This window comes from Brevibacterium gallinarum, from assembly GCF_014836885.1.
GTDB classification, from domain to species: Bacteria; Actinomycetota; Actinomycetes; order Actinomycetales; family Brevibacteriaceae; genus Brevibacterium; species Brevibacterium gallinarum.
Map to the genome: position 1 here is coordinate 1 of NZ_JACSPY010000018.1, position 13,804 is coordinate 13,804.

Annotated in this window: 11 protein-coding genes and 1 tRNA gene; 2 read left to right on the plus strand and 10 right to left on the minus strand. The window is 67.2% G+C overall.

The features are described 5' to 3' along the window. The 8 genes from H9634_RS12965 to H9634_RS13000 form a co-directional block, all read right to left on the minus strand. On the minus strand, positions 1-617 hold a 617-nt coding region (locus H9634_RS12965), incomplete at its 3' end, for an IS3 family transposase (RefSeq protein ID WP_191727212.1). A gap of 442 nt (positions 618-1,059) precedes the next feature. Then, positions 1,060-3,012 carry a Stk1 family PASTA domain-containing Ser/Thr kinase gene (gene pknB, locus H9634_RS12970; RefSeq protein WP_191727213.1) on the minus strand — a complete coding sequence of 651 codons (1,953 nt, stop codon included), beginning with the start codon at positions 3,010-3,012 and terminating at the stop codon, positions 1,060-1,062. A gap of 18 nt (positions 3,013-3,030) precedes the next feature. After that, positions 3,031-4,662, minus strand: coding sequence for a protein kinase domain-containing protein (locus H9634_RS12975; protein WP_191727215.1), 1,632 nt, complete (start codon positions 4,660-4,662; stop codon positions 3,031-3,033). Continuing rightward, positions 4,659-6,128 (minus strand): peptidoglycan D,D-transpeptidase FtsI family protein, encoded by a 1,470-nt coding sequence (locus tag H9634_RS12980; RefSeq protein WP_191727217.1) that lies wholly within the window; start codon positions 6,126-6,128, stop codon positions 4,659-4,661. Before H9634_RS12980 ends, H9634_RS12975 begins: the two co-directional genes overlap by 4 nt. Beyond that, entirely contained in the window at positions 6,125-7,753 is a 1,629-nt protein-coding gene (locus tag H9634_RS12985) for an FtsW/RodA/SpoVE family cell cycle protein (protein WP_191727219.1), read from the minus strand. Before H9634_RS12985 ends, H9634_RS12980 begins: the two co-directional genes overlap by 4 nt. 2 nt (positions 7,754-7,755) lie before the next feature. Then, positions 7,756-9,303, minus strand: a complete 1,548-nt coding sequence (locus tag H9634_RS12990) for a PP2C family protein-serine/threonine phosphatase (protein WP_318245117.1) — start codon at positions 9,301-9,303, stop codon at positions 7,756-7,758. Next, positions 9,300-9,809: an FHA domain-containing protein FhaB/FipA gene (locus H9634_RS12995; protein ID WP_191727221.1), complete on the minus strand. Its 510-nt coding sequence runs from the start codon at positions 9,807-9,809 to the stop codon at positions 9,300-9,302. Before H9634_RS12995 ends, H9634_RS12990 begins: the two co-directional genes overlap by 4 nt. Further along, the gene (locus tag H9634_RS13000; protein ID WP_191727223.1) at positions 9,809-10,753 is read right to left on the minus strand and encodes an FhaA domain-containing protein; all 945 of its coding nucleotides are present in this window, start codon (positions 10,751-10,753) and stop codon (positions 9,809-9,811) included. The genes H9634_RS12995 and H9634_RS13000 overlap by 1 nt, the downstream gene beginning before the upstream one ends. Before the next feature lie 323 nt (positions 10,754-11,076). Here H9634_RS13000 and H9634_RS13005 point away from each other — a divergent pair. After that, a tRNA-Leu gene (locus H9634_RS13005) sits at positions 11,077-11,160 on the plus strand. Positions 11,161-11,346: 186 nt separating this feature from the next. Here the strand turns inward: H9634_RS13005 and H9634_RS14795 are convergent. Continuing rightward, complete coding sequence (locus H9634_RS14795) at positions 11,347-11,475, minus strand: hypothetical protein (RefSeq protein WP_263598816.1); 129 nt, start codon at positions 11,473-11,475, stop codon at positions 11,347-11,349. Between the two features lie 20 nt (positions 11,476-11,495). Between H9634_RS14795 and H9634_RS13010 the strand changes: the two genes are divergently transcribed. Next, complete coding sequence (locus H9634_RS13010) at positions 11,496-11,879, plus strand: M20/M25/M40 family metallo-hydrolase (RefSeq protein WP_191727225.1); 384 nt, start codon at positions 11,496-11,498, stop codon at positions 11,877-11,879. Between the two features lie 39 nt (positions 11,880-11,918). On the opposite strand, the gene H9634_RS13015 is transcribed toward H9634_RS13010, so the two are convergent. Next, a complete protein-coding gene (locus tag H9634_RS13015; protein ID WP_318245118.1) occupies positions 11,919-13,301 on the minus strand; it encodes an aminotransferase class I/II-fold pyridoxal phosphate-dependent enzyme in 1,383 nt (460 codons plus the stop codon). Positions 13,302-13,804 lie beyond the last annotated feature (503 nt).

The following is a 13,804-nucleotide window of genomic DNA, read 5'->3' on the forward strand; positions in this document are numbered from 1 at the left end:
AGCATCGAGCCCACACCGCTATCGGAGGCCTCACCCCAGCCGACCGCGTTCACAACCTCACGGGGAACTACATCTAGCGCCAGGAGCGGCAGGCCGTCGGTGTGGAGGGTTGCAGAGACGGCCCAGCCGACGATTTTGCGGGTGCACACATCAGTGATGAACGCGACGTAGCAGAACCCGGCGAGGATCCGCACGTAGGTGATGTCTGCAACCCACAGACGGTGCGGTCGGTCTGCAGTGAAGCGGCGTTCGACGAGGTCTGGGCGGGCATCGGGCACCTGGGCAGGTCGTGTGGTGACTGGTTTGCGGCCACGCCTCACTCCCTGCAGGTCAGCTGCTCGCATGAGGCGGGCGACCTGGTCACGGCCCACGTCCCAGCCGGCGCGGCGCATCGCGTGGTGCATCTTCGGCACCCCGTAGACGCTGTAGTTCTCACTGTGGGTCCGTCGGATCTCCGGCAGGAGCACTTCATCCCGCAGCGTCCTGGCAGAGGCTGGACGCGCCTTGGCGGCCCGGTAGCCGCGGGAGGTGATGAACCCACATTCTGTCGCGCTGAGCACGCGACAGACGGCCTCGACCCCGAACTGATCACGGTGCTCGTCGATGAACCGGATCATCTCGTCGTGGGGCGGTCGAGTTCCGCGGCGAAAAAGCTGAAGCCTTGCGCAGGATCTCGCTCGCGCGGCGCAGCTCGAGGTTCTCCTTGCGCAGCTTCGTGATCTCCTCGGCCTCAGCGGTGCTGAGTCCTGGGGCTTCGCCACGATCGATACGTCCCACCGAGGGCTTCGCCCACGGCGGTGCAGGCGACCCAACCGGAGCACTGCTCGGTACGGATGCGCTCTTTTGTGAGCTCCAGGGCTCGGGTCTTGAACTCAGGACTGTACTTCTGGGGCATGTTCCGATTCTCCTTGAGGAAATAGATCGGAACAAAACCCCGGACGCTTCAATTCGGCGAGTTATTTCGTTTGTGTCTCCGCTGCTCTCAGCGCGCAGCTGGGCTCACTCCTGAATGCATTGACCGGCCGGAGGAATCCCGGCCGGTCAGTCGTCACGCACAGCTCAGCTGGTGAAGCCGAAGCGTCCGCGCATGCGGTTCAGGGCATCGTCTGCGACCTCGTCGAGCCGGTTGCCCGGGTTGAAGGTGTTGTCCGGCCACGGCCACTCGAGGCCGCCGCCATCGTCATCGTCGTCGGTCGGCTCCGGTGACGGAGTCGGGGTCTCGGTCGGCTCCGGCGGGGCCTTGGCGATCGTGATGGTGATGGTGGCATGCTGCTCGACCTCCTCACCGGCATCGGCGCTCTGCCTGAAGACCTTGCCCTCTTCGTGATCGGCGGTCTCCTCTTCCCTGACGTCGCACTCCAACTGGTAGTCCTCGCTTTTGAGCGCGTCGCAGGCCTCCTGCTCGGTCCTGCCGAGCACATCGGGCACATCGATCCGTCCGGTCGAGAGCACCAGGTCGACGTTGGAGTCCTTGTCGACCTCGGTGCCGGCCTTCGGGCGCGTCTCGATGACTGTGCCGGCTTCGACGTCCGGTGAGTTCTCGTCGATGTTGTTGCCGGCCTTGAGGTCGGCGTCGTTGATGCGCTGGCGGGCCAGCGACTCGGTCTCCCCGGACACGTCGGGCACGGAGACCACGTCGGGGCCGGTGGAGACGTAGACCTTGATCGTGTCGCCGTGTTTGACCTGGGAGCCGGCCGGAGGATCGGTCTTGACGACGTTGCCCTCCTTGATCTCATCATCGGCGATCGGCTCACGATCAGGTGTGAGGTTCTGGTTGATGAGGTAGCTGTCGGCATCATCGGCTGAGCGGTCGCGCAGATCCGCCAGCTCGAAGGTCACCGGCTCCCGTTCTTTCGTGGCGTTGTAGACCCACAGGCCGAGCCCGGCGAGCACGACGGCGACAAGCGCAGCACCGATCCACATCCAGGTCTTGCGCTTGCGCTCCTTCTCCTCATCGACACCGTCCTCATCCTCCGGCACGGTGGCGACGGCGTTCGTCATCGGCGCGGTGTTCATCGCCTGAGTCGGCACACCGGTGGCGTAGGCCGACTGCGGGGTGCCGAGGCCGGCTGCGGCTGCACCGAGCCCGGCACCGGCCAGGGCGGCCGGCGGGCTGAACATCTGGGTCGCGTCATCGGCATCGCCGTCGAGCGAAGTCGGGCGGCCGTCGCGCACGGCCAGCACGTCCTCGCGGAAGGTGAAGGCATCCTGGTAGCGGATGTCGCGGTCCTTCTCCAGGGCGTGCATGAGCAGCCGGTCGAGCGCAGGCGGCACCTCGGGGTTGAACTCCGAGGGAGCCTTCGGTCGCTCGCCGACGTGCTGGTAGGCGACCGCGAGCTGCGAATCGCCCTGGAAAGGCGGCCGGCCGGCGACGAGTTCGTACAGCAGGCAGGCGGTGGAGTACAGATCCGAGCGGGCGTCGACGATCTCGCCGCGCGCCTGCTCAGGTGAGAGGTACTGGGCGGTGCCGACGACCGACTGGGTCTGGGTCAGGCTGCCGGTGTCCTCCAGGGCGCGGGCGATGCCGAAGTCCATCACCTTGATGTCGCCCTCAGGGGTGAGCATGACGTTGGCGGGTTTGATGTCGCGGTGGACGATCCCGTTGCGGTGGCTGTACTCCAGCGGGCCGAGCACACCTGCGGTGACGTCGAGGGCCTCGCGGATCGTCAGGCTGCCATGGGTGGAGATCACCTCGCGCAGCGTGTGCCCCTCGACGTACTCCATGACGATGAAGGGCACCTGCATGGTCGAGCCGCCGGATTCGGAGAAGACCTCCTCACCGGAGTCGTAGACGGCCACGATGCCGGGGTGGTTGAGACCCGCGGCCGCCTGCGCCTCGCGCTTGAGGCGGGCATGGAAGGACGGGTCGCGGGCGAGGTCGGAGCGCAGCAGCTTGATGGCAACACGACGGCCCAGGCGGGTGTCGAGGCCCTCATGGACCTCGGCCATGCCGCCCCGTCCCAGCAGCCGATGCACTTCGTATCGGCCGGAGAGTATCCGCGGTTCGCTCATGCTGTTCCTTCTCGTCTGTCAGTTTCCGCCGCGGCCGGAGTTCTGTCCCGGTCCGCTGCCGTTGTTGCCACCGCCGTTGCCGTTGCCGTTGCCGTTGCCGCCGTCACCGCCACCGTCGCCACCATCATCGCCGCCGTCGTCCGGCGGCTGGGTGGGCTCAGGTTCGGGTTCCTGCGTCGGCTGCGGGCTGCGCGTGGGCTCACGTTCCTGCGTCGGCTCCGGGGCGCGGGTCGGCTCCTGGCGCTGCGGTCCTTCCGACACTTCGATCGTGACGGTGTCACCAGGGGCAAAAGTGTAGCCGTTGCTGCCCTCGCGGACATCGACGACCGTGCCGGCAGGCTGATCGGAGGTCACCATCGTCGACTTGACCTTCAGCCCCAGCTGCTCGAGGTTCGAGGTCGCCGAGGCTTCGGAGAGGCCGATGTAGTCGCTGGGCTTGATGGTGATCTCCTCCTGCGTCGGCGTGGCCGTCGCCGTCGGAGCAGGAGCCGGTTCGTTGTCCTTGGGGCCGAAGAACAGCCAGCCGATCCAGGCGAGACCGGCCAGCAGCAGGATCACCAGGATCGTGACGATGATCGCCGGGGCCTTCGACTTCTTCTCGTCCTCGTCGGCCTCCGGGTCCTCGGCCAGCTGACGGTCGGACCCGTACGGGGCGACGGCAGCCGCACCGGTATGGCTGCCCGGCTGATAGGCGCGGGTCTGCTGGGTGGCCGGCATGACGCGGGTCGAGGAGTCCTCAGGCTGGCTGAACACACGGGTGACCGCCTCGGAAGCGGCTGCGGCAGCCGCTCCAGCGGCGAGCATCTGCGGGACCGCCGCCTCGGCTGCGGGCACATCGCCGTTCATGAGAGCACGCGCTGCAGTCGCCAGAGCGGCACCGGAGGCCGGGCGCTTCTCCGGCTGCTTCGACAGCAGCGAGTCGACCAGCCGGCGGACCGGTTCGGAGACCGTCTCCGGCAGCGGCGGGTGCTGGCGGTTGACCTGCGCGATGGCGATCTCGACCTGCGAGTCGCCGGTGAACGGGCGGTTTCCGGCCAGCGCCTCGTAGGCGATGATGCCGAGTGAGTACAGGTCCGACTTCGGTGTCGAGCCCTTGCCGGTCGCTTGCTCTGGGGCCAGGTACTGGGCGGTGCCCATTACCTGGCCGGTCTTCGTCAAAGGCGCCTGGTCAGCGACCCGGGCGATGCCGAAGTCGGTGATCTTGACCCGGAAGTCCGGGGTGATGAGCAGGTTGCCGGGCTTGACGTCGCGGTGGACGACCCCGGACATGTGCGCTGCATGCAGCGCCTGCGCGGCCTGCGCGACGATCGAGAGCGTATCGGCCTCGCTCATCGGGCCGCGGTCGAGCAGAGCGGCCAGCGACTCACCGGGCACGAACTCCATGACGAGGTACGGTGAGCCGTTCTCCTCGCCGTAGTCGTACACACCGGCGATGCCGGGATCGGACACAGCACCCATCGAACGCGCCTCGGCCCGGAAGCGGGCGAGGAATCCCTGATCGGACAGGTACTCGTCCTTCATGATCTTCGCGGCGACCTCGCGTTCGAGGACGGTGTCGCGTCCGCGCCACACCTCGCCCATGCCGCCGACGGCGATCCGGCTGGTGAGCTCGTAACGGCCGCCGAGCAGCGTGCCTGGTTCTGGCCTCATGAATCCATCACCGCTTCCATGACTGATTTTGCGATCGGGCCCGCGACGCGTCCACCGGAGGCCTCATTGCCGGCATTGCCGCCGCTTTCGACGACGACTGCCACGGCGACCTGCGGGTCGTCTGCCGGGGCGAAGGAGGTGAACCATGCATGCGGTGCCCTGCCCTTCGCGTGCTGTGCCGTGCCGGTCTTCGCTGCGACATCGACACCGGGGATCTTCGCGGCTGTGCCGGTTCCCGAGTCGACGACGTTGACCATCATGTCCGTCAGCTGACCGGCGGTGTCGCTGCTGATCGGGTTGGAGAAGGTCCGCGGCCGCGGCTCCTCGATGAGATCGAGGGTGCGGGCATTGCGGATCTGGGAGATGAGCTGGGGCTGCATGAGCTCTCCGTCGTTGGCGATCGCCGAGGCGACCATCGCCATCTGGATGGGGGTGGCGCGCACCTCGAACTGGCCGAGCGACGACTGGGCGAGCTGCGGTTCGTTGACATCGGAGGGGAACGACGAGGCAGTGACCGCCAGCGGCATGTCGAAGCTCTCCCCGAACCCGAACTTCTTCGCCTGCTCATTCATCGCATCAGCACCCAGGTCCATGCCCAGCTGCGCGAAGGTCGTGTTGCACGACTTCGTCAGCGCATGGTCGAGGCTGGCAGTGCTGCCATTGCCGCAGGAGGCACCGCCGGCGTTGCGGATCGTCGCCGAGGTCTGCGGCAGGTCGAGAACGGTCGGCGAGGGCAGCTCGGAGTCCTTGCTGTACTGCCCGGATTCGATGGCGGCCGCGGCAGTGACGAGCTTGAACGTCGAGCCCGGCGGGTAGAGGTTGCCGCCGATCGCCCGGTTGTAGGCCGGGTTGGCGTCGTTGTCGATGAGCGAGTTGTACGCATCGAGGGCGGCGTCCCGGTTGTGGGTGGCCAGCGCGTTCGGGTCCCAGCCCGGCGTCGAGACCATGGCGAGGACCTTGCCGGTCTTCGGGTCGAGGGCGACAGCGGCGCCGCGCTGGCCGCTCAGGCCGTCCCAGGCGGCCTTCTGGGCCTTCGGGTTGATGGTGAGTTCGACGGCGGCGCCGGCCGGCTGCTGGCCGGTGAGCAGATTGGAGACCTTGTCGTAGAACAGCGCATCGTCGGTGCCGGAGAGCAGTCCGTTCTCGGTGCGCTCGAGCCCAGAGGTGCCCGAGGTGATGGAGAAGTAGCCGGTGAGGCTGGCGTACATCTCCGCCGACATCCCCTCGGCACCGTATCTGCGCTGGAACTTGTACGGGTCGTCGACGGGCTCGGAGTAGGCGATCGGGGTGCCGTCGACGAGGATCGGCCCGCGGTCGCGGGAGAGCTCGTCGAGCAGCGTCCGGTTGTTCAGCGGATTGTCCTTCAGCGACTGCGCGGCGAAGTACTGCACGTAGCTCGTCGAGCCGAACAGTAGCGCGAACATCACGAAGCCGACGACGGCCAGATGCTTGAGCGGGTTCTTCACTGGTTCTCACCTCCGCGCTGGAAGTTCGTCGTCGGGGTGTCATCGGCGTCGATTCCCGCGCCCGAGGCGGGGGTGGGGTGCTGCTCGCCGGTCGCGTACACCTCGGGAGGGGTCACCGGTGCGTCATCGGGACGGCGGACCTTGCGCTTGGAGCGCAGCCGGCCGAGCGTCGAAGCGAGCGCCGATTCGTGGGCCTCGTCCTCGTCGACGGGCTTCTGGATGGTGAGCACGCCGGTCTGGAACTCCTCGGCCGGGCGGCGGGCGTTGTCGCTCATTCGCAGCATCAGGCCGATGATGATCCAGTTCGCGATGAGCGAGGAGCCGCCGTAGGCCAGGAACGGGGTGGTCAGGCCGGTGAGCGGGATGAGCCGGGTGACGCCGCCGATGACGATGAAGCACTGCAGGGCGATGGTGAAGGACAGGCCGGTGGCCAGCAGGGTGCCGAAGCCGTCGCGCAGCTGCTGGGCGATCTTCATGCCGCGTTCGAAGAGCACGACGTAGAGCAGCAGGATCGCGAACATGCCCACCAGTCCGAGCTCTTCGCCGAGGGAGGCGTAGATGAAGTCGGATTCGGCATAGGGCACGATGTGGGGCCGGCCGTTGCCCAGGCCCGCACCGGTCAGTCCGCCCTTGGCCATGCCGAACAGGCCCTGCACGAGCTGGTAGGACCCGCCGATCTCACGGTTGTACATGTCCGGGTTGAGCGCATCGAGCCAGCCGTCGAGACGCTGCTGGACGTGGCTGAAGATGCGCGAGGCGATGAGCGCACCGGCGGTGAACATGCCCAGGCCGAGGAAGATCCAGGCCTTCTTGCCGGTGCCGACGTAGAGGACGGCGACGAAGAGGCCGAAGAACAGCAGCGAGGTGCCGAGGTCGCGCTGCAGGACGAGGATGCCGACGCTGGCGATCCAGGCGATGATGATCGGCCCGAGGTCGCGTGGGCGCGGGAACTGCATGCCGAGGAACTTGGGTCCGGCGAGCACGAGCTGGTCGCGGAAGCTGACGAGGTAGCCGGCGAAGAAGATCGCCAGGCAGATCTTGGCGATCTCACCGGGCTGGAAGGACATGCCGCCGATGCCGATCCATATGCGGGCGCCGTTGATGGTCTTGCCGAGGCCGGGCACGAGCGGCAGCATGAGCAGCACGAGGGCGGCTAAGCCGGTGAGGTAGGTGTAGCGGCGCAGCATCCGGTGATCGCGCAGGAACGCGATGACGAGGGCGCACAGGATGATCCCGAGGGTCATCCAGATGAGCTGGGAGACGGCGGCATTCGATTCGCGTCCGGCGGCGGTCTTGGCGACGTCGATGCGGTAGATCATCGCCAGGCCGAGTCCGTTGAGCAGCACGGCCAGCGGCACGAGGACCGGGTCGGCGTAGCGGGCCCGCCACCACACGATGAGGTGCAGGGCGAGGGCGAGGGCTGCCAGCCAGCCGGCGTACTGGTAGACGTTGGCCGGCACGGTCTGTTCGCTGCCGAGGCCCACGAGTGCGTAGGCCCCGGCGGAGATGACGACGGCCAGCGCGGTCAGCAGCAGCTCGGAGATCCGCAGCGCCTGCGGGCTCCGGTGCCGCTGGGACGTCGTCCCGGCCGGGGAGAGTGCGGGAGCGTCAGGTGCGTAGCTCATGCTCACCCGCCCGTGCCCGAGGGCCGTTCGGGCACGCCCTGCCCTTGCTGGTCGGTGCTGTCCGGGTTCGGTTCGCCGGTGTCCTCCGGCGGCGGTGCCGGGTCGGTTGAGGCGTCGGCGGCGCCGGCGCTCATCTTCTTCGCGGCGTTCTGCTCGGCCTCATCGCGCAGGTTGCCGATGAGTCTGTCGGCATCGGCGCGTGAGCTGGCCGGGATGGTCTGCTCGATGCGGCGCTGCGAGTACGCCGAGAGGTCATCGACGCGCACATCGGTGGTCTCGTCGAGTTCGGAGAGTTCGATCGGCCCGAGCTTCTGGGCGATGCCGCGGTAGACGGCGACATTGCCGGCATCGGCGGCGACGTAGTACTGCCCGCGGATGAAGGTGTAGCCGACGACGCCAGCGAGCACGAGTGCTGCGAGCACGGCGATGGTGACGATGATGCCGAGCAGCGGGCGGCGCCTGGGCCGCTCGTCGTCGTCCCAGTCCTCGTCGTGGCGGACGATCTCCTGGGTCTCAGCGGCGGTCGCGGTGCGCGTGCCGCGACCGCGGGCAGCTGAGCCGGCGGTCCCGGCGGCGGAGGCCCCGGCGGGGCCAGCGGCCGTGCCCGAGGCGGTGCTCGCCGCGGCAGGTGCGCCGTTGTCGGGCCGGTCGACGATGTCGAGTGGGCGGGTGTCGGTGTTCTCCTCGCCGATGGTGTCGAACTGGCCGGTGTCGATGAGCTCGGTGGGGGTGTCCTTCTGGCCCAGCAGCGCGAACTGGGGGTTGTCGCGCACTGAGCCGACGGATTCGCCGCTGATGGTCTCAGCGCTGTCGTCGGCCTCGACGACGTCGCCGATGACGACGGTGATGTTGTCCGCGCCACCGCCGTCGAGGGCCATCTCGACGAGCCGGTCGCAGCAAGCACCGGGATCGTCGACGGTGGCCAGGGTGTGCTTGATCTCGTCGATGTCGGCGAAGCCGGTCAGACCGTCCGAGCACAGCATCCAGCGGTCGCCGAGGCGGGCCTCGCGGATCGACATGTCGAGGTCGGGGGCCGCGCCGACGTCGCCGAGCACGCGCATGACGACCGAGCGCTGCGGGTGCTGTTCGGCCTCTTCGGCGGTGATGCGGCCTTCGTCGACGAGCATCTGCACGAAGGTGTGGTCGTGGGTGACGAGATCGAGTTCGCCGTCGCGCAGCAGGTAGCCGCGCGAGTCGCCGATGTGGGCCAGCGCCAGCTTCGAACCGGCACGCAGCAGCGCGGTGACGGTGGTGCCCATGCCGGCGAGTTCGGGCTTCTCGGTCACGGAGTTGGTGATGCGCTCATTGGCGTCGAGGATCGCGGTGCGCAGGGCTTCGGAGGCGTCGTGTTCGTGATCGTCGGCATCGAGGTCGGCGAGCCGGGCGACGGTGATCGCCGAGGCGACGTCACCGCCGGCGTGACCGCCCATGCCGTCGGCGATGAGGAGGAAGTTCGGCCCGGCATAGCCGGAGTCCTGGTTGTTCTTGCGCACGGCGCCGACGTGGGAGCGGGCTGCTGAGCGCAGCGTGATGGGATGGGGACTGCTCACGAACGTAGCTCCATGGTGGTGTGGCCGACGGTCACGGCGGTGCCGGGGGAGATGGGGACGGGGCTGGACAGGCGCTGTTCGCCGATGAAGGTGCCGTTGGTGGAGCCGAGGTCCTCGACGTACCAGCGGCCGCCGGAGGGGACGAACCGGGCGTGGTGGCCGGAGGCGAAGTCGTCGTCGAGGACGACGGTGTTGTCATTCGAGCGGCCGAGCGTGATCGGGCCGGTGCCGAGTGCGATGACCATGCCCTGCATGGCTCCGGAGGTGATGACGAGTGAGTGCGGCGGGCTGGCCGCCGGCGGGTGGCTGGCTGCCGCCGGCTGCGGGGCCGGGCCCGGCGCGGGAGCGGGGGAGGGGCCGCTGCGGCGGCCGCGTTTGGAGGCGCGGTTCCTGCTGCGGCGCGGGCCGAAGAGGTCTTGGCGCAGGACACCGGCGATGAGGAAGACGAAGAGCCACAGCAGAACGAAGAATGCCAACCGCAGCACCAGGACGGTGAACTCGCTCATCAGCCTCCCATTTCCCTGTGCCTGAAGAGCACCTCGGTGTCCCCGGCAGTGATCCGGGCGCCATCGGTGAGTGTGACGGAGGTGATGCGGCGGCCGTCGAGCAGCGTGCCGTTCGTCGACCCGAGGTCGGTGGCCGTCGCGTGGCCGTCGCGCACGGTGATCTCGAAGTGCCGGCGCGAGACACCGGAGTCATCGAGGACGATGTCGGCGCTGTTCGAGGAGCGGCCGAAGACGGTCGTGCCCTCGCCGAGGCGGTAGCTGCGGCCGTTGATCTCGGCGCTGCACTGGATGTTCGAACCCGGTCGCGGATGACCGGCGGCACTGGAGCCGGCACCGCCCGGAGCCGCGGCACCGGGGCGAGCCGCGCCTCGGGGGCGGCCCATCGCCGGGGCCGGGGCGCCGGCGTAGGCGGGCGCCTCGTCGTAGCCGGATGCCTGCGGGGCGACCTGCGGGTTGGGGCGCGAGGAGGTGTGCCCGGAGCGCTGCTCCCATTCCTCGGCGACGATGGGGTTGGCGCGGCTCTCGGGGTCGTAGCCGCCGCGGTTGGGCGGCTGCGCGGCCGGCGAGCCGTCCGGGCGCAGGGTGTTCGAGCGCACCCGGTAGATGCCGGTGTCGAGGTCCTCGGCGCGTTCGAAGCCGACGTTGATCGGGCCGACGAAGCTGTAGCCCTGTTCGACGGCGTGGTCGCCGACGACCTGGCGCAGGTCGCGGCGCAGCTCGGCCTGGATCGGCTCGAGGCGCTCATAGTCCGAGGCCGAGAGTTCGATGGTGTAGCTGTTGGCCGTCAGCGTGCGGCCGCGGGAGACGACGGCGGCGCGGTTGTCGGATTCGGTGCGCAGCGCCCCGGCGAGCTCGACGGGCTCGACCTGGGAGCGGAAGGCCTTGGCGAAGGCACCGTTGACGACGCGTTCGATACGTCTTTCGAAGCGGTCGAGTACGCCCATCGGTGCCTCCTTCCTGGTGCGCTGCCGAGGCATCTCGGCTGGTGGTACAGTCTGTGGCCGTGCGCGCACGCTGAGGGGCTCAGCGTGCGAGCTGTCAACACTCCATGCTAACGCGATCGCTTGTCAATCACATGCCATCGGCTCTGTATATCTGCCCAGAAAGGCCTCAGGGTGCCGTGCCTGAGCTTCTGACCTGGGATTTCGCCGGTGGCGCGGGGCGATTGGCGGGGTCAGAGCGCCGTCTCACGGGGCCGGCAGATGTGACTCGAGTCGCCGGATTGGAACTGTCGCGTCAGTGGTGTTAGAGTTTCCTGGTGCTGCTCGCGCGAGTGGCGGAATTGGTAGACGCGCTGGCTTCAGGTGCCAGTGATCGCAAGATCGTGGGGGTTCAAGTCCCCCCTCGCGCACGTTGTGAAAACAGCCCCTCACCAGGCATGATGCCGGTGAGGGGCTGTTGCGTTCCGGGCTGGTCGGCCCGGCGAGCAGTGCGACTGTGGTGCCCGACTCTGGCCCGTGACCCTGGTCCGTGCGGCCCAGGTTCGGGTGGCCCAGGCCTGAGGGGTCCAGATCCGGGCGGCTCAGGGCCTCACGGTTCAGGCTGTCGCGTCCGTCGCCTCTGGCGCGTCGGGCTCCAATAGCGTCGGATCGGGCTCATCGGCGCCGATCGGCTCCGGCCGGCGGATCCCCAGCGCGACGAGGTAGGCGATGAGACTGCCGAGCATGCCGAACACCGCATACGGCCATGAGGAACGCCCCGTACAGCGCCAGCAGCCAGACCGGGATGCCGGCGATCGCCGAAGCCCACCAGATGAGCGCCGAGATCGAGGTCATGCCCGACTACCCGGTCACCGTCAATGACGCGACCGAGACCGCGTACGCCTGCCGGGTCATCGAGGCGACGTTCGGGGAGGGTGCGTGGACCGAACTGCCCGAACCGCTGACCGGATCTGAGGACTTCTCCCATGTGCTCGCCGAGGTCCCGGGCACCTATGCGCTCGTCGGCACCGAACCGTACGGAGACGCCAACGAGACGAACCACTCGCCGCGCGCCTCCTTCGGCGACACGGCGCTCGACGACGTCGCCGAGTTCCTCGCCAATGCCGCCTGGCTGCGCGGACGGGTGTGAGCGTTAGCTGCGTTTCAATCCAGGCCAGCACCGATCGGATCACGCAAGGTGTGGGCTGGGCGCCTCAGAAGCGATTGCGATGGCTGCAGCCGCAGCGGGAATCTTTTCGGCGCTCAGTGCCCCGACTGTGACACGTATGAATGGTTGTTGCCGTTTGATGCGTGTGAGCTCCGACGAGGTAACCGCGTAGCCGTGCGCCGCGAGCACGAGCTGGGCCCCAGCGTCATCACGTACCGGTAAAGCCATCACAAGGCCGTCGTGTGAAAGCGGTGTGACGCCGTGCTCAGCTAGGGACTCGACGAGCGCTGCGCGTCGATCTGAGTAGGCGCGCCGTGCGTAGTCGACTGCTTTGATCGAGTCTTGATCCGTCAGTAAGAAGGCCAGCGCATTCTGTAAGATGCGGCTCACCCACCCCGCTCCATAATGCAAAGTGTCGCGAGCCAGCTCTATAGGACGTGGCTTGCAGCTGCCGATGACTCCGATGCGCAAGTCAGGGCCATGCGACTTAGAGAAGCTTCGGATGAGGACCGTCATTTCCGGTAGGAGCTCGCCCAAGCTGACGAGCGGTTGTTCTGAAATGTCGCCCGATCCGTCGTCTTCGATGATGAGCGTTTCGTGACGAGCCAGAACAGTTGCAAGCTCCTGCCTGCGTTCCGGGGTCATGGAAACACCGAGCAACGCGCTGCAGCGAGGCTCGCAAATGAACGCAATAACCCCGCTGGAAAGTACCTCTGCGGCGGAGGAAGGCAGCGGTCCTCGAGAGTCAGTCGCAACGGGGACTGGCCGAAGCCCACACCGGTCGAGGATGTCGAGGGTGCGGGGTGAGGCTGGATCCGCGACTGCAACACGGTCGCCTGGTGAAGCGAGGCCTTGCAGTAGGAGTAGAAGGCCCTCGTACCCACCGCTGACGGCTAGCCAATGTCTTGCTGGGAACGGCCAGAGTTCGAGTAGAGCTTCCCTCAGTGCCGGAGTGATGTCCTGGCGGGAGTAGCTATGTAGGTCGGGATCAGCTTGTGTCGCGAACGTTAGAGCTGATGACAGATCCGGTAGGAGAGCCGGATCGGGAGTGGCGTAAGTCAGGTCGGCCGTGCCCTTAGGCCAGTAGCCGGAAATGTGGTCAAACCGCCTCGGGCCGACGTTTGGCGCAGACGACGAGATCCAGGACCCCTGCCGTCCTGCTCCTTCCACGTAACCGCGAGTTCGGAGCGTCTTCCAAGCGGCGGAAACAGTCGCGCTACTGACGTGGAGAGCTCTGGCCAGGTCCCGAACTTTTGGCAACCGAGCTCCAGTCGAGACTTCCCCGTTTCGGATCATCTGAGTGACGGCTGCGGCGATTCCCGCTGCGGAAGCCTCGCGAGTGCGCGTCATGACCATCTCCACGGTGATCGCAACTGGTTCGGACGCCATGGGCCCCTCTTTCATTGTTCAGAATCAATAGTAGCTATTGTTTCTCAATCATACTGAACTTAATGTTAACCACACCACATCGTCGAAAGGTCTAAAAGTTGTCAGAGCCACTTAGAGTCGGAACTCGCCAGTGGGACCACGTTTTTCCCATCGCTATGGGGGACGTGGGAAGCCCGTCTGGACGTCAGGTGAACCTCACGAGACTGGATCACACCCCTGATCTCTGGACAGACTCGGCCTATGTTGCCGGCGAGACCTCACTGAGCCGTTACATTCGCCGTCGTGTAGCCGGGGATGACTCGGTTATCGCACTTCCGATATTCCTGATGCGTGGGTTCCGGCACCGGTGCATAATCGTGCCCGAGTCGTCAGAAGCAAGGGCGATTCCCGACCTAGCGCGAGCCAGGATCGGGGTCACCGGGTGGCCAGACTCGGGCAACACGTGGACCCGAGCTCTACTCACGGAGTCGGGCATCGAGCTGTCTAGCGTCGAGTGGACGGTAGGACGGTTGACGCCG